Origin of the sequence: Kineococcus aridisoli (genome assembly GCF_050871885.1) — a bacterium.
GTDB lineage: Bacteria > Actinomycetota > Actinomycetes > Actinomycetales > Kineococcaceae > Kineococcus.
Genome location: NZ_JBJLSF010000016.1, coordinates 26156 through 40512, shown reverse-complemented (window position 1 = coordinate 40512; position 14357 = coordinate 26156). Strand labels below are relative to the sequence as shown.

The 14357-nt window shown below is 73.8% G+C and carries 17 protein-coding genes; all 17 read left to right on the top strand.

From position 1 onward, the window contains the following. Positions 1 to 25 precede the first annotated feature (25 nt). Positions 26 to 1093 carry a peptide chain release factor 1 gene (gene prfA, locus ACRYM2_RS06865; protein ID WP_432520942.1) on the top strand — a complete coding sequence of 356 codons (1068 nt, stop codon included), beginning with the start codon at positions 26 to 28 and terminating at the stop codon, positions 1091 to 1093. A 73-nt stretch (positions 1094 to 1166) separates the two neighbouring features. Continuing rightward, positions 1167 to 1652 (top strand): ArsR/SmtB family transcription factor, encoded by a 486-nt coding sequence (locus tag ACRYM2_RS06860; protein ID WP_432520939.1) that lies wholly within the window; start codon positions 1167 to 1169, stop codon positions 1650 to 1652. Between the two features lie 5 nt (positions 1653 to 1657). Next, positions 1658 to 2854 carry a serine hydrolase domain-containing protein gene (locus ACRYM2_RS06855; protein ID WP_432520937.1) on the top strand — a complete coding sequence of 399 codons (1197 nt, stop codon included), beginning with the start codon at positions 1658 to 1660 and terminating at the stop codon, positions 2852 to 2854. 52 nt (positions 2855 to 2906) lie between these two features. After that, entirely contained in the window at positions 2907 to 3767 is an 861-nt protein-coding gene (gene prmC / locus ACRYM2_RS06850) for a peptide chain release factor N(5)-glutamine methyltransferase (protein ID WP_432520934.1), read from the top strand. A 66-nt stretch (positions 3768 to 3833) separates the two neighbouring features. Next, positions 3834 to 4604, top strand: a complete 771-nt coding sequence (locus tag ACRYM2_RS06845) for an L-threonylcarbamoyladenylate synthase (protein WP_432520931.1) — start codon at positions 3834 to 3836, stop codon at positions 4602 to 4604. Next, positions 4601 to 5776, top strand: a complete 1176-nt coding sequence (locus ACRYM2_RS06840; protein WP_432520929.1) for an MraY family glycosyltransferase — start codon at positions 4601 to 4603, stop codon at positions 5774 to 5776. The genes ACRYM2_RS06845 and ACRYM2_RS06840 overlap by 4 nt, the downstream gene beginning before the upstream one ends. Positions 5777 to 5924: 148 nt before the next feature. After that, positions 5925 to 6347, top strand: a complete 423-nt coding sequence (locus ACRYM2_RS06835; protein ID WP_432520927.1) for a Cg1360 family ATP-synthase-associated protein — start codon at positions 5925 to 5927, stop codon at positions 6345 to 6347. A gap of 36 nt (positions 6348 to 6383) precedes the next feature. Further along, entirely contained in the window at positions 6384 to 6683 is a 300-nt protein-coding gene (locus ACRYM2_RS06830; RefSeq protein WP_432520925.1) for a hypothetical protein, read from the top strand. A 76-nt stretch (positions 6684 to 6759) separates the two neighbouring features. Beyond that, the gene (atpB, locus tag ACRYM2_RS06825) at positions 6760 to 7554 is read left to right on the top strand and encodes a F0F1 ATP synthase subunit A (protein ID WP_432520923.1); all 795 of its coding nucleotides are present in this window, start codon (positions 6760 to 6762) and stop codon (positions 7552 to 7554) included. A gap of 80 nt (positions 7555 to 7634) precedes the next feature. Further along, the gene (locus ACRYM2_RS06820) at positions 7635 to 7838 is read left to right on the top strand and encodes a F0F1 ATP synthase subunit C (RefSeq protein ID WP_432520921.1); all 204 of its coding nucleotides are present in this window, start codon (positions 7635 to 7637) and stop codon (positions 7836 to 7838) included. 63 nt (positions 7839 to 7901) lie between these two features. Continuing rightward, on the top strand, positions 7902 to 8462 hold the full coding sequence (locus ACRYM2_RS06815) for a F0F1 ATP synthase subunit B (protein WP_432520977.1): 561 nt from the start codon (positions 7902 to 7904) through the stop codon (positions 8460 to 8462). Next, positions 8459 to 9286, top strand: coding sequence for a F0F1 ATP synthase subunit delta (locus ACRYM2_RS06810; protein ID WP_432520919.1), 828 nt, complete (start codon positions 8459 to 8461; stop codon positions 9284 to 9286). The genes ACRYM2_RS06815 and ACRYM2_RS06810 overlap by 4 nt, the downstream gene beginning before the upstream one ends. Positions 9287 to 9380: 94 nt before the next feature. Further along, positions 9381 to 11039, top strand: coding sequence for a F0F1 ATP synthase subunit alpha (gene atpA / locus ACRYM2_RS06805; protein ID WP_432520917.1), 1659 nt, complete (start codon positions 9381 to 9383; stop codon positions 11037 to 11039). A 49-nt stretch (positions 11040 to 11088) separates the two neighbouring features. Further along, a complete protein-coding gene (locus ACRYM2_RS06800) occupies positions 11089 to 11997 on the top strand; it encodes a F0F1 ATP synthase subunit gamma (RefSeq protein WP_432520915.1) in 909 nt (302 codons plus the stop codon). 62 nt (positions 11998 to 12059) lie between these two features. Next, positions 12060 to 13517 carry a F0F1 ATP synthase subunit beta gene (atpD, locus tag ACRYM2_RS06795; RefSeq protein WP_432520912.1) on the top strand — a complete coding sequence of 486 codons (1458 nt, stop codon included), beginning with the start codon at positions 12060 to 12062 and terminating at the stop codon, positions 13515 to 13517. A 3-nt stretch (positions 13518 to 13520) separates the two neighbouring features. Continuing rightward, a complete protein-coding gene (locus tag ACRYM2_RS06790; protein ID WP_432520910.1) occupies positions 13521 to 13802 on the top strand; it encodes a F0F1 ATP synthase subunit epsilon in 282 nt (93 codons plus the stop codon). A 44-nt stretch (positions 13803 to 13846) separates the two neighbouring features. Then, positions 13847 to 14287 (top strand): DUF2550 domain-containing protein, encoded by a 441-nt coding sequence (locus tag ACRYM2_RS06785; protein ID WP_432520908.1) that lies wholly within the window; start codon positions 13847 to 13849, stop codon positions 14285 to 14287. Positions 14288 to 14357 lie beyond the last annotated feature (70 nt).

Here is a 14357-nt window from a genome sequence, read left to right as displayed (position 1 = left end):
CCCCGCCGCAGAGAACGAGGCCGCCGTGTTCGAGTCCGTCCAGCCGCTGCTCGACGAGCACGCCGAGCTGGAGCGCCGCCTCGCCGACCCGGCCGTGCACGCCGACGCGGGCCTGGCCCGGACGCTGGGCCGGCGCTACGCCGAGCTGGGCGCCGTCGTCGAGGCCCACGCGGCCTGGCGCGCCGCGCTCGAGGACGCCGGCGCGGCGCGGGAGCTGGCCGCCGAGGACGCCTCCTTCGCCGCGGAGCTGCCCGCGCTGCAGCAGGCCGCCGACGAGGCCGCCGAGCGGCTGCGCCGGCTGCTGCTGCCGCGCGACCCCGACGACGCCCGCGACGTCATCCTGGAGATCAAGGCGGGGGAGGGCGGGGAGGAGTCCGCGCTCTTCGCCGGGGACCTGCTGCGCATGTACCTGCGCTACGCCGAGCGGCACGGCTGGGCCACCGAGCTGCTGGAGTCCACCCCCAGCGACCTCGGCGGCTACAAGGACGTCGCCGTCGCGGTGAAGGCGCGCGGGGCGGCGGCGGAGGGCGTGTGGCGGCGGCTGAAGTACGAGGCCGGTGTCCACCGCGTGCAGCGGGTGCCCGTCACCGAGTCGCAGGGGCGCGTGCACACCTCCGCGGTGGGCGTGCTCGTCCTGCCGGAGGCCGAGGAGGTCGAGGTCGCCATCGACCCGGGCGACCTGCGGATCGACGTCTTCCGCTCCTCCGGCCCCGGCGGGCAGAGCGTCAACACGACCGACTCCGCGGTGCGCATCACGCACCTGCCGACGGGCATCGTCGTCAGCTGCCAGAACGAGAAGTCGCAGCTGCAGAACCGCGAGCAGGCCCTGCGGATCCTGCGTGCGCGGCTGCACGCGGCCGCGCAGGAGGCCGCGGACGCGCAGGCGTCGGCCGCGCGCCGCTCGCAGGTGCGCACGGTCGACCGCTCGGAGCGCATCCGCACCTACAACTACGGCGAGAACCGCATCGCCGACCACCGCACGGGCTTCAAGGCCTACAACCTCGACGCCGTCCTCGACGGCGACCTGGACCCGGTCATCCAGTCGGCCGTGGACGCCGACGAGGCCGCCCAGCTGGAGACCGCCACCGGCTGACACCGCGGTCGTTCGCCGGGTGCTGTTCCTACGCATCTCTTGCACGAACTACGTGGATGCGTAGTCTGGAGCCGTGGACGAGGAACGGCTCGACCTCCTGGAGAAGCGCCTGGCCGCGCTCGAGGCCGCGGTGGCCGACGGCGCGCACCCGCTCGAGGCCGACGAGTTCTGGGCCCTGCGCGAGCTGAAGCGCCGCGCCCAGGACCGCTCCCAGGTCCTCTTCACGGGCAGCCTGACGCTGCCGACGGGCGCGCACTACGAGTGGCAGGAGACCGTCGAGGTCCCCGCGGTGCTCGAGGCCGACCCGACGCAGGCCGTCGCGGCGCTGTCCGCGCTGGCCCACCCCGTCCGGCTGCACCTGCTGCACGAGGTGCTGCACGGCCGGCGCACCGTCCCCGAGCTCTCGGAGGGCCTGGGCACCTCGGGGCAGCTCTACCACCACCTGCGCCAGCTCGTCGCCGAGGGCTGGCTGGCCACCTCCGGCCGGGGCGTCTACGACGTCCCGGCCGCACGCGTCGTCCCGCTCGTCACCCTGCTCGCCACCGCCCGACCGAGGTGATCGCCGTGCTCCCCGCTCCCGCTCCCGCTCCCGCTCCCGCCTCCGCTCCGTCGCGCCCGACCTCCGCCCCTCGCGGTCTCCCGGCCCGCCGCGGCGTGCGCTCGGCCGCCGCGCTGGCGCTGGCCGCCGCGCTCGTCGCGACGCTCGGCGCCTTCACCCCCGCCGCACCGCCGACCCCCTCCACCGACCGGACCGGCGACCCCGCGCTCGCCGCCCTGCTGCGGCAGGCCGCCGCCGACCTGCCGGGCCAGGGGTTCGCCGCCAGCGCGGGCGACGCCACCGGTTCCGCCGAGGCCGCGATCGGCCGCGCCGACAGCCGGCCGGGCGCCGAGCGCGCGCTGACGGCCACCACCCCGCAGGAGATCGGCTCGGTCACCAAGTCGCTCACCGGGCTGCTGCTCGCCGACGCCGTCGCGCGCGGGGAGGTGACCCCCGCGACCACCCTGGGGGAGGTGCACGCGGACCGGCGCCTGCCCGCCGAGCTGGCCGCCACCACGCTCGGCGAGCTGGCCACCCACACCTCCGGCCTGCCGCGGCTGAGCACCCGGGCCCAGCTGCGCGGCTACGTCACCGCCTTCACCCACGGCAACCCGTACGCCTGGGACACCCCGGACTCGCTGCTGTGCGACGCCGGCACCACACCGCTGCGCACCCCGCGCGGTGGGTTCTCCTACTCCAACCTCGGCTTCGCGCTGCTCGGCCAGGCGCTGGCCGTGCGGGCCGGGACGCCGTACCCGCAGCTGCTGCGCGAGCGCGTCCTGGTGCCGCTGGGGATGCGGGCCACCGCCGCGAGCCCCGACCCGCTGCCCGCCGGTCGCGCCCGCGAGCTCGCCGCCGACGGCCGCGAGGTCGCCCCGTGGCTGTCCGAGGGCAGCGTGCCGGCCGGGACGGGCGTGTGGTCCACCGCCTCCGACCTCGGTCTGCTCGCCGCGGCCGCGGCCACCGGGGAGCTGCCGGGTGCGCAGGCGCTCGTGCCCGTGGCCGACGCCGACGGCCTGCGCACCGGCTGGGGCTGGTTCACCGCCGTCGTCGACGGGCGCACCTTCGTCGGGAACAACGGCGCGACGTTCGGCGTGCAGAGCTCGGTGTGGGTCGAGCCGGCCACCGGCCGCTGGGTGGCGGTCACCGCGCCCAGCGGCACCGCGGACGGCTCCTCGCACACCGAGACCATCGCCTTCCGGCTGCTCGGGGCGGCCGGCTGAGCGAGCCGGCACCCGGGCGGGCCCGCCCTGCGGGCTCGCCTAGGGTCGGGGCGTGAGAGCGGACGCGCGCAGCCTGCTGGAGACCGCCGCCCGGCGGCTGGCCGAGGCCGGGGTGGCCTCCGCGCGCACCGACGCCGAGCTGCTGCTGGCGCACGCGCTCGGCGTCGAGCGCTCGCGGGTGGGGGTCCTGGTGGCCCTCGGCGGCCCGGTCGAGGCGGCCGGCTTCGAGGACCTCGTCGAGCAGCGCGCGGACCGCGTGCCGCTGCAGCACCTCACCGGCCGCGCCGGCTTCCGCGCCCTGGAGCTGCGCGTCGGCCCGGGCGTCTTCGTCCCGCGCCCGGAGACCGAGACGGTGGCCCAGCTGGCCGTCGACGAGGCCGCCCGCCTCGCCGCGGCGGGGCGGCGGCCCGTCGTGGTCGACCTGTGCACCGGCTCCGGCGCCCTCGCGCTCGCCGTCGCCACCGAGGTGCCGGCCGCGCGCGTGCACGCCGTCGAGCTCGACCCCATGGCGCACGCGTGGGCTCGGCGCAACGTCGAGGAGCTCGCCCCTGGCCTGGACCTGCGCCTGGGCGACGCCGCCACCGCCTTCGAGGACCTGGACGGCCTCGTCGACGTCGTCGTCAGCAACCCGCCGTACGTGCCGCCGGGAGCGGTGCCCGTCGACCCCGAGGTCGCGCTGCACGACCCGGAGGTCGCGCTCTACGGCGGTGGCGACGACGGCCTGCTCGTGCCGCGCCGGGTCGTCGCGACGGCCGCCCGGCTGCTGCGCCCGGGCGGCCTGGCCGTCGTCGAGCACGCCGAGGTGCAGGAGGACGCGGCCCGGCGGATGTTCGCCGGCCCGTCCTGGGTGGACGTGCGCAGCCACCGCGACCTGACGGACCGTCCACGCTCGACCACCGCCCGTCACATCTGAGGGCGGGAACCCGCCGAGGGGGGCGGTGACCCCGCCCCGCGCGCCGACGGTGGGACACTCCCTGCTGTGAGGCCACCGTTCGACTGCGCCGACCCCGTCACCCGCGAGCGCGGCCTGTCCGCCGCGCACAACGCCGTCAAGCGCGGCGAGGTGGTCGTGCTGCCCACCGACACCGTCTACGGCATCGGCGCCGACGCCTTCTCCCCGCCCGCCGTGCGCCGGCTGCTGGAGGCCAAGGGGCGCGGGCGCGACATGCCGCCGCCCGTGCTCGTGCCGGAGGTGCGCACCATCGACGGCCTGGCCTCCTCCATCCCCTTCGCCGTGCGCGAGCTCGTCGACGCCTTCTGGCCCGGTGCGCTGACGATCGTCTGCCGCGCGCAGCCGTCGCTGACCTGGGACCTGGGCGAGACGAACGGCACCGTCGCGCTGCGCATGCCGCTGCACCCGGTCGCCCTGGAGCTGCTCCAGCGCACCGGCCCGCTGGCCGTCTCCAGCGCCAACCTCTCCGGCCGGCCCGCCGCGACGCTCGTCACCGAGGCCGTCGAGCAGCTGGGGGAGTCGGTGCGCGTCTACCTCGACGGCGGAGCGAGCCCGAAGGGGGCGCCCTCCACCATCGTCGACGCCTCCAACGGCCCGCTGCGCGTCCTGCGGGTGGGGGCCATCGGCGAGGCCGAGCTGCGGGCGGCCGTGCCCAAGGGCTGGGTCGAGGCCGAGCCCGCCGAGGAGGCCCCGCCGGCGGGACCCGGGGCGGAGCCCGGCTCCGCCGCCGAGGCCGACGCCGCGCCCGGCGAGCCGGCGACCGGCGGGTCGGGGCACCCGGGAGCCGCGAGCGGATGAGGGCCTACCTGCTCGTCGTCGTCGTGGCCGCGGCCGTGACGTACCTGACGACGCCCCTGGTGCGGCGGCTGGCCCAGCGCGTGGGGGCGATCACCCCGCTGCGCGACCGGGACGTGCACACCGTGCCGGTGCCGCGCATGGGCGGGGTGGCGATGCTCTGCGGCGTCGTGGCCGCCCTCGTGGTGGCGAGCAGGATCCCCTTCCTGTCCCGGGTCTTCGAGGCCGACCCGGGTCCGCAGTGGGTGCTCGTCGGCGCCGCGGTGGTCTGCGCCGTCGGGGTGGCCGACGACATCGTCCAGCTCGACGCCGTCACCAAGCTCGCCGGCCAGGTGCTCGCCGCGGGGATCATGGGCTGGCAGGGCATCAGCCTGCTGCAGCTGCCCATCGGGGGCGTCACCCTGCTCTCCAGCCGCACCATGATGGTCATCACGATCCTCGTGGTGCTCGTGTCGGTGAACGCCGTGAACTTCGTCGACGGCCTCGACGGCCTGGCCGCGGGCATCGTGGGCATCGGCGCTGTCGCCTTCTTCGGCTACTCCTACGCCCTGCAGCGGGGGAGCGCCCCGGACGACTTCTCCTCGCTGGCCACGCTCATCGCCGGCATCACGGTCGGCTGCTGCCTGGGCTTCCTGCCGCACAACTTCCACCCGGCGCGCATCTTCATGGGCGACTCCGGCTCGATGATGCTCGGCCTGCTGCTGGCCTCGGCGACCATCGCCGCGACGAGCACCGTCGACCCCGAGACGGTGGCCGACGAGAAGATCGCGCCGGCCTTCTTCCCGCTGCTGCTGCCGATCGCCGTGCTCCTGGTGCCGCTGGGCGACATGCTGCTGGCCGTCGTGCGCCGCACCCGGCAGGGCAAGGCGTTCTGGCACCCGGACAAGAAGCACCTGCACCACCGCCTGCTGCAGCTGGGCCACTCGCACCCGGTGGCCGTGCTCGTCATGTACTCCTGGGCGGCCTTCCTGAGCTTCGGGGTGGCCTCCTCGGCCTTCCTGCCGCTGGCCCAGGCCCTCGCGGTGGCCGTCGCGGCCGGGTGCGTGGTGCTCGCGCTGACCTTCCTGCCGCTGTGGTGGCGGCGGCGCGACGGTCGCCCGGACGGCCCAGCCGGACCAGCACCGGGTGAGGTCGTGGACGCGCACCGCGACGCGGCGCCCGCCTCGCCGTCGTGACCGGCCGGCGGACGACGACGCGGTGTAGGAGACGAGGTCGCTCGTGATAGCTTTCACGAAGTCTTCCCGCGGCCGACACGGCCGGGGACCGCAACGCCGACGAGCCGAACCCCTCGGACGACCCGCCGACGACGAAAGAGCAGCCAGCGTGAGCAGCACAGCCGACGACGTCTACAGCGTCATGCCGCGCCGTGCGCTGCCGCCCGCGCTCGTCGTCGGCGTGCTCTGCACGGGGGTGGCCGCCGCGGCGGGCCCGTCCGCCGTCCTGGGGGCCGCGGTCGGCGCCCTGCTGGCGATCGCCTTCCTCGCCTCGACCTTCTGGTTGCTGCGGGTGCTGCGCGACCTCCAGCCGGGTCTCAGCCTCGCGGTCGCGCTGGCCGTGTACCTGCTGAAGATCACCTTCCTGGGGCTCGCGGTCCTGCTGCTCTCCCGCGTCGAGGCGCTGTCCGGGACGGCGGTCGCCGCGAGCGCCGCCGCCTGCACCGTCGCCTGGCTCGTGGCCGAGCTGCGCGCCTTCACCCGGCTGCGGGCGCCCGTCTTCGCCCTCGACCCGCCCGAGCGGGGGCGGTGAGCCGTGACGCTCCACACCAGGCGGCACACTGGAGGCGTGACGGGTGCGACGGCGGACCGGGGCCCGGGCGAGCAGGACGGCGCCGGTCAGCACGACGGCGCCGACCCTCAGCGCGCCGGGGACGCGCAGGTGCGGCCGGCTGCGCGGGCCCCCCGCTCCGACTCCGACGTGGCCTGGAACTCCATGGGCTACCTGCTGACCGGCCTGCTGTTCGGCGTCGGCGGCGGCCTGGCCCTCGACGCCTGGTGGGGCACCTCCTTCATGACGCCCGTCCTGACGGTGCTCGGCCTCGGCTCGACCGTCTACTACGTGTGGTTCCGGTACGGTTCGCGCTGATGCCGACGCACGTTCCCAGCGGGTTCCCAGAACCCCTCCCGCCCCACCCCACCCCCATCTGCTCCGAGGAGAGGTCGTGACCGTGCACGCGCTGGCCGCCCAGACGGCTGAGGAGGGCTGGCACGCCCCCGGGGCCGCCGACTTCTGGCAGCCGCTGATCGGGGACGGCAACTGGGCGATCACCCGGTCGTCCATCGTCTTCGCGCTCCTGGCGGTGGGCCTCGGCCTCGTCCTCGTCGCCGCGACCCGCAAGCTGAAGGTCGTCCCCAGCAAGGGCCAGTTCCTGCTGGAGAGCCTGTACGACTTCGTGCGCAACGGCGTGGGCCGCGACGTCATCGGCAGCCGGGAGTTCCTCAAGTTCGTCCCGCTGCTGTTCACCATGTTCGTCCTCATCCTGGTGAACAACGTCGTCGGCGTCATCCCGCCGGTGCAGTTCCCCACGATGAGCCGCATCGGCTTCCCCATCGCGCTCACGCTCGTGGTGTACATCACCTACCACGCGGTCGCCGTCAAGCGGAAGGGCGGCCTGGGGTACCTCAAGAGCCTCATGCCGGCCGGCGTCCCGGGGTGGATCTCGCCCCTGGTCTACGTGCTGGAGCTGGCGACCTACTTCGTGACGCGGCCCTTCACGCTCGCGCTGCGCCTGTTCGCGAACATGTTCGCCGGGCACATGCTCATCCTGGTCCTCGTGCTCGGCGGCGAGTACCTGCTGCTGCACACCGACGGCTTCCTGCCCGTCACCGGCGTGGTCGCGTTCGTCTTCAGCATCGTCATGATGTTCTTCGAGCTGCTGATCCAGGTGCTGCAGGCCTACGTCTTCACCCTGCTCACGGCGACCTACCTCGCCGACGCGGTCTCGAACGAGCACTGACCGCACGGTCTCCCGACCCCCACGATTCCCCGACCCGCGGCGCACCGGCGCGGCGGACCCGACACGAAGGAAGAAGGACAATGGAAGGCAGCCTCAACGCAGTCGGTTACGGTCTCGCGGCGATCGGCCCCGCGATCGCGGTCGGCCTGATCTTCGCGGCCTACATCAACGGCGTGGCCCGCCAGCCCGAGGCGCGCGGCATGCTGCAGCCGATCGCCATCCTGGGCTTCGCCCTCGCCGAGGCGCTGGCCCTGCTGGGCTTCGTCCTGGCGTTCATCGCCTGACGCTCCCCGCCCTGAACACCCACCCCTGACCACGAGCGAGGAGTTGCCGTGCCGGCCCTGTTCATGGAAACGACGTCCACCGAGGGCGGCGGTTTCTGGGAGGACGCGTACCCGATCCTCCCGCACCCCGTCGAGCTGATCGTCGGGCTCGTCTTCCTGGCGCTCCTGTACGCCCTCGTCGCCAAGCTGGTCGTCCCCGCCCTCGAGCGGACCTACGCCCAGCGGACCGAGGCCATCCAGGGCGGCATGGAGAAGGCCGAGAAGGCGCAGGTCGAGGCGCAGGCCGCGCTCGAGGAGTACAAGGCGCAGCTCGCCGACGCGCGTGGCGAGGCGAACCGCATCCGCGAGGAGGCGCGCCAGCAGGGCGCCACCATCCTCGCCGAGATGCGCGAGCAGGCCCAGGCCGAGGCCGAGCGGATCACCACCTCCGCCCGCGCCACGATCGAGGCCGAGCGCGTCCAGGCGACGGCGCAGCTGCGCGCCGAGGTGGGTCGCCTCGCGACCGACCTCGCCTCGCGCATCGTCGGGGAGTCCCTGCACGACCAGGCGCGCCAGAGCGGGGTCGTCGACCGCTTCCTCGCCGACCTCGAGCGCAGCGAGGACGCGGGAGCGACCACCCGATGAGCGAGCTCGACTCCGGCGTCGCGAAGACGAGCCTCGCGGCGGCCCAGCAGGTGCTCGACGCCCAGCTGGCCGCCGCCGGGGCCGACGCGGGCCGCACCGGCGAGGACCTCTTCGCCGTGACGTCCCTGCTGGACTCCTCGGTGGCGCTGCGCCGGGCGCTCACCGACCCCGCCCGCGCGGCGTCGGCCAAGGCCGAGTTCGTGCGCCGGGCGCTGTCCGGGCGCGTCGGCCCGGCGGCCGTCGAGACGGTGGCCGCCCTCGCGGGCGGGCGCTGGGCCGGCGGCCGCGACCTCGCCGACGCCTGCGAGCGCCTGGCGGTGGTGGCGGTCGTCACCCAGGCCCAGCGCTCCGGCCACCTGGACGCGTTGGAGGACGAGCTCTTCCGCTTCTCGCGGACGATCGCGGCCAACCCCGGCCTGCGCGACGCGCTGGCCGACCGGGCGGCGCCCGAGGCCAACCGGGCCTCGCTGGTGTCGCGGCTGCTCATCGACCGCGCCGCGCCCGAGACCATCCAGCTGGCCCGCCGGGCCGCGACCGCCCCGCGGGGCGTGCGCGCCGAGCGGCTGCTGGAGCAGTGGGTGGACGTCGTCGCCCAGCGCCGCGAGCAGTCCGTGGCGCACGTCGTGTCGGCGACCCCGCTCTCCGACGCGCAGCGCGAGCGGCTGGCGGCGGCGCTGACCCGCCAGTACGGGCGCGCCGTGACCGTCACCGTCGACGTCCAGCCCGAGCTGGTCGGCGGCCTGCGCGTCAGCATCGGCGACGACGTCATCGACGGGTCGATCGCGACCCGGCTGGACGAGGCGCGCCGGCGCCTCGCCGGCTGATCCCCCTCCCCGGCGCGCACGTCGCACACCTCCCGCCCGCGGGGGGACAATGGACTTCGAGACTGCAGGACCCGAGAAGGAGAGCAGGGCTTCCATGGCCGAGCTGACCATCCGCCCGGACGAGATCCGGGACGCTCTCGACGCCTTCGTGGCGTCGTACGACCCCGGCACCGCCGCGCGCGAGGAAGTCGGCCGCGTGAGCGAAGCCGGCGACGGCATCGCCCGCGTCGAGGGCCTGCCCTCGGTGATGGCGAACGAGCTGCTGCGCTTCGAGGACGGCACGCTCGGCCTCGCGCAGAACCTCGACGTCCGCGAGATCGGCGTCGTCGTCCTCGGCGACTTCGCCGGCATCGAGGAGGGCCAGGCCGTGCACCGCACGGGCGAGGTCCTCTCCGTGCCCGTCGGCGACGGCTTCCTGGGCCGCGTCGTGGACCCGCTGGGCAACCCGATCGACGGCCTGGGCCCCATCGAGGCCGAGGCCCGCCGCGCCCTGGAGCTGCAGGCCCCCTCGGTCGTGCAGCGCCAGGAGGTCCGCGAGCCGCTGCAGACCGGCATCAAGGCCATCGACGCCATGATCCCGGTCGGCCGCGGCCAGCGTCAGCTGATCATCGGCGACCGCCAGACCGGCAAGACCGCGATCGCGATCGACACGATCCTCAACCAGCGCGAGAACTGGAAGACGGGCGACCCCAAGCAGCAGGTGCGCTGCATCTACGTCGCCATCGGCCAGAAGGGCTCCACGATCGCCGGCGTGCGGCGCGCGCTGGAGGAGGCCGGCGCGATGGAGTACACGACCATCGTCGCCGCTCCCGCCTCCGACCCCGCGGGCTTCAAGTACCTCGCCCCGTACACCGGCTCCTCCATCGGCCAGCACTGGATGTACGGCGGCAAGCACGTCCTCATCGTCTTCGACGATCTGTCCAAGCAGGCCGAGGCCTACCGCGCGGTGTCGCTGCTGCTGCGCCGCCCGCCGGGCCGCGAGGCCTACCCCGGTGACGTCTTCTACCTGCACTCCCGCCTGCTGGAGCGCTGCGCGAAGCTGTCCGACGAGCTCGGCGGCGGCTCGATGACCGGTCTGCCGTTCATCGAGACCAAGGGCAACGACGTCTCGGCGTACATCCCGACCAACGTCATCTCGATCACCGACGGGCAGATCTTCCTCCAGTCGGACCTGTTCAACGCGAACCAGCGCCCGGCCATCGACGTCGGCATCTCGGTCTCGCGCGTCGGCGGCGCCGCGCAGACCAAGGCGATCAAGGGCATCTCGGGGACGCTGAAGCTCGACCTCGCGCAGTTCCGCGCGATGGAGGCCTTCGCGATGTTCGCCTCCGACCTCGACCAGGCCTCCCGCAACCAGCTGGCCCGCGGTGCGCGCCTGGTGGAGCTGCTCAAGCAGCCGCAGTACACCCCGTACTCGCTGGAGGAGCAGGTCGTCTCGATCTGGGCCGGCACCACCGGCCAGCTCGACTCGATCGAGGTCTCGGACGTCTCCCGCTTCGAGCGCGAGTTCCTCGACCACGTCAAGCGCGAGCACCCCGACCTCATGGCCGGCATCCGCGAGAGCAAGCAGTTCTCGGACGGCGCCAAGGAGGAGCTGAAGAAGGCCGTCGACACCTTCAAGCAGCAGTTCTCCTCGGGCGCCGGCGCCTCGGCGGCCCCCGCCGACGGCGGCGAGGGCTCGGCCGACGCGGACGACATCTCGCAGGAGCGCATCACCACCCGCAAGGGCGGCGCCACCGCCGCTCGCGGCTGACGCAGAGCACCAGGCAGGGACCGAGCGGAGCAGGGAAGAGGAGCAGGACATGGCAGGCCAGCTGAGGGCCTACCGGCGGCAGATCCGCTCGGTCCAGGCGACCAAGAAGATCACCCGCGCGATGGAGCTGATCGCTGCCTCGCGCATCATCAAGGCGCAGGCGAACGTGCGCGCGTCGACCCCCTACGCGCGGGCCCTGACCCGCGCCGTGTCGGCGGCCGCGGCGAACTCCTCGCTCGACCACCCGCTGATCACCGAGAAGCCGGAGGTCAAGCGGGCGGCCGTCCTCGTGTGCTCCTCCGACCGCGGCCTGGCGGGCGCGTACTCCTCCAACGTCCTGCGCGAGGGGGAGCGCCTCACCACGATGCTGCGCGAGGAGGGCAAGGAGGTCGCGCCCTACCTCGTCGGGCGCAAGGCCGCCGCCTTCTACCGCTTCCGCCGCCGCACCACGGCGGCCGAGTGGGCCGGCTTCACCGACTCCCCGGCGTACGAGAACGCCAAGGAGATCGGTGACCGCCTCCTGGCGGACTTCGCCGAGGAGGTGGCCGAGGGCGGGGTCGACGAGATCCACATCGTCTACACCCACTTCGTCAACATGGTGACGCAGGAGCCCCGGGTCGTCCGGCTGCTGCCCATGGAGGTCGTCGAGGGCGTCGAGGAGCCGGCCGACGGCGAGCTGCAGCCGCTGTACGACTTCGAGCCGAGCCCGGAGGCGGTGCTCGACGCGCTGCTCCCGCAGTACGTCACCAGCCGCATCTACAACTGCCTGCTGCAGGCCGCGGCCTCCGAGCTCGCCGCCCGTCAGCGCGCGATGAAGAACGCGACCGACAACGCGGACGAGCTGATCAAGAAGCTCACCCGGCTGGCCAACAACGCCCGCCAGGCCGACATCACCCAGGAGATCAGCGAGATCGTCGGCGGCGCCGACGCCCTGGCCTCCAGCGGCTCGCGCGCCTGACCGGCGCGCCGGCCCCGCAGACACCGCAGAACTCACTCGCCGAAGGAAGCCCGAGGAGCGACATGACCGCCACCGTCACCGAGACGCCGTCCAGCACCGAGCGCGGTGCGACCGGCCGCATCGCCCGAGTCATCGGGCCCGTCGTCGACGTCGAGTTCTCGGCCGACACGATGCCCGACCAGAACAACGCCCTCACCACCCAGGTGACCATGGGCGGCCAGACGCAGACGGTGACCCTCGAGGTGGCCTCGCACCTGGGCGACAACATGGTCCGCGCCATCTCGCTGAAGCCGACCGACGGCATGGTGCGCGGCGCCCCCGTCGTCGACACCGGTGCCCCGATCTCCGTGCCCGTCGGCAACGTCACCCTCGGCCACGTCTTCAACGCCATCGGCGACTGCCTCAACCTGGAGGAGGGCGAGCGCCTCGAGGTCACCGAGCGCTGGCCGATCCACCGCAAGGCGCCGAGCTTCGACCAGCTCGAGTCCAAGACCCAGATGTTCGAGACCGGCATCAAGGTCATCGACCTGCTGACCCCCTACGTGCAGGGCGGCAAGATCGGTCTGTTCGGCGGTGCGGGCGTCGGCAAGACCGTCCTCATCCAGGAGATGATCCAGCGCGTCGCCCAGAACCACGGCGGTGTGTCGGTGTTCGCCGGTGTCGGCGAGCGCACCCGTGAGGGCAACGACCTCATCGGCGAGATGGCCGAGGCGGGCGTCTTCGACAAGACCGCGCTGGTCTTCGGCCAGATGGACGAGCCGCCGGGCACCCGCCTGCGCGTGGCGCTGTCCGCGCTGACGATGGCGGAGTACTTCCGCGACGTGCAGAAGCAGGACGTGCTGCTCTTCATCGACAACATCTTCCGCTTCACCCAGGCCGGCTCGGAGGTGTCGACCCTGCTGGGCCGCATGCCCTCGGCCGTCGGCTACCAGCCCACGCTGGCCGACGAGATGGGCGTGCTCCAGGAGCGGATCACCTCCACCCGCGGTCACTCGATCACCTCGCTGCAGGCGATCTACGTGCCGGCCGACGACTACACCGACCCGGCGCCGGCGACGACGTTCGCGCACCTGGACGCCACGACGGAGCTCTCCCGCGAGATCGCCTCGCGCGGTCTGTACCCGGCCGTGGACCCGCTGGCCTCCACCTCGCGCATCCTGGACCCGCTCTACATCGCCAAGGACCACTACGAGACGGCGGTCCGGGTCAAGCAGATCCTCCAGCGCAACAAGGAGCTGCAGGACATCATCGCCATCCTCGGCGTCGACGAGCTGTCGGAGGAGGACAAGCTGACGGTGAGCCGCGCGCGGCGCATCCAGCAGTTCCTCTCGCAGAACACCTACATGGCCGAGAAGTTCACCGGCGTCGCCGGCTCGACCGTCCCGCTCAAGGAGACGGTGGAGAGCTTCAAGCGCATCGCCGACGGTGAGATGGACCACGTGGCCGAGCAGGCGTTCTTCAACGTCGGCGGCCTCGAGGACGTCGAGCGCAAGTGGGCCCAGATCCAGAAGGAGAGCTGACCCGTGGCGCTGCAGGTCGAACTCGTCGCCGCGGACCGCTCGGTCTGGTCGGGGGACGCGTCGCGCGTGCGCGCCCGGACGGTCGAGGGTGACATCGGCATCCTGTCGGGGCACGAGCCGATCCTGGCCGTGCTCGTACCCGGCGAGGTCGTCATCGACGGGGTCGGTGGCGACGGCATCACCGCGCACGTCGGCGGGGGCTTCTTCTCCGTCGACCACGACAAGGTGACGATCGTCGCCGAGACCGTCGAGGTGGGTTCCGGCACCACCGCCGGGACCCGCTGAGCGCGGCGGGCTGAGGTCGGCGGCGGAACGGGGTCGGGCGTCAGGTGCACGAGCTGCTGGTCTCGCTGGAGGTCGCCGGGGTCCTCGCCGCCCTCCTGCTCGCCTTCCTCGTCGCCGTCGTCCTGCGCCGCCGCCGCCTGACCGCGCGGCTCGGCACCTTCGACTGCTCGGTGCGCCAGACCCGGGGGACCCGCCGCCGGTGGGCCCTCGGGGTGGCGCGCTACGAGGTCGACCGCCTCGACTGGTACCGCACCTTCTCGCTGTCCCCGCGCCCGTCGTGCTCCTACGCACGGCGGGCGCTGGCCGTGACGCTGTTCCGCGACGCCGAGGGGCAGGAGCTGATGGCCGTGCAACCGGGCGCGATCGTCGTGGAGTGCCGCTACGAGGGCACCGGGATCGAGCTCGCGATGACCTCCGACGCCTACACCGGCTTCGCCTCCTGGCTGGAGTCCGCGCCCCCGGGCCAGAACGTCAACGTCGCCTGACCCGCGCCGGCCTCCCGCGCCGGCTCCCCGCGCCCTGCGCGCTCCACCGGTGCCGCTCCGACGGGCCGAC

Bases quoted from the DNA above. Each gene is read 5' to 3' on its own strand.
- ACRYM2_RS06840 (WP_432520929.1), top strand. From the start codon at position 4,601: ATGAGGGCCTACCTGCTCGTCGTCGTCGTGGCCGCGGCCGTGACGTAC.
- ACRYM2_RS06820 (WP_432520921.1), top strand. From the start codon at position 7,635: ATGGAAGGCAGCCTCAACGCAGTCGGTTACGGTCTCGCGGCGATCGGC.
- ACRYM2_RS06815 (WP_432520977.1), top strand. From the start codon at position 7,902: ATGGAAACGACGTCCACCGAGGGCGGCGGTTTCTGGGAGGACGCGTAC.
- ACRYM2_RS06810 (WP_432520919.1), top strand. From the start codon at position 8,459: ATGAGCGAGCTCGACTCCGGCGTCGCGAAGACGAGCCTCGCGGCGGCC.
- atpA (WP_432520917.1), top strand. From the start codon at position 9,381: ATGGCCGAGCTGACCATCCGCCCGGACGAGATCCGGGACGCTCTCGAC.
- ACRYM2_RS06800 (WP_432520915.1), top strand. From the start codon at position 11,089: ATGGCAGGCCAGCTGAGGGCCTACCGGCGGCAGATCCGCTCGGTCCAG.
- atpD (WP_432520912.1), top strand. From the start codon at position 12,060: ATGACCGCCACCGTCACCGAGACGCCGTCCAGCACCGAGCGCGGTGCG.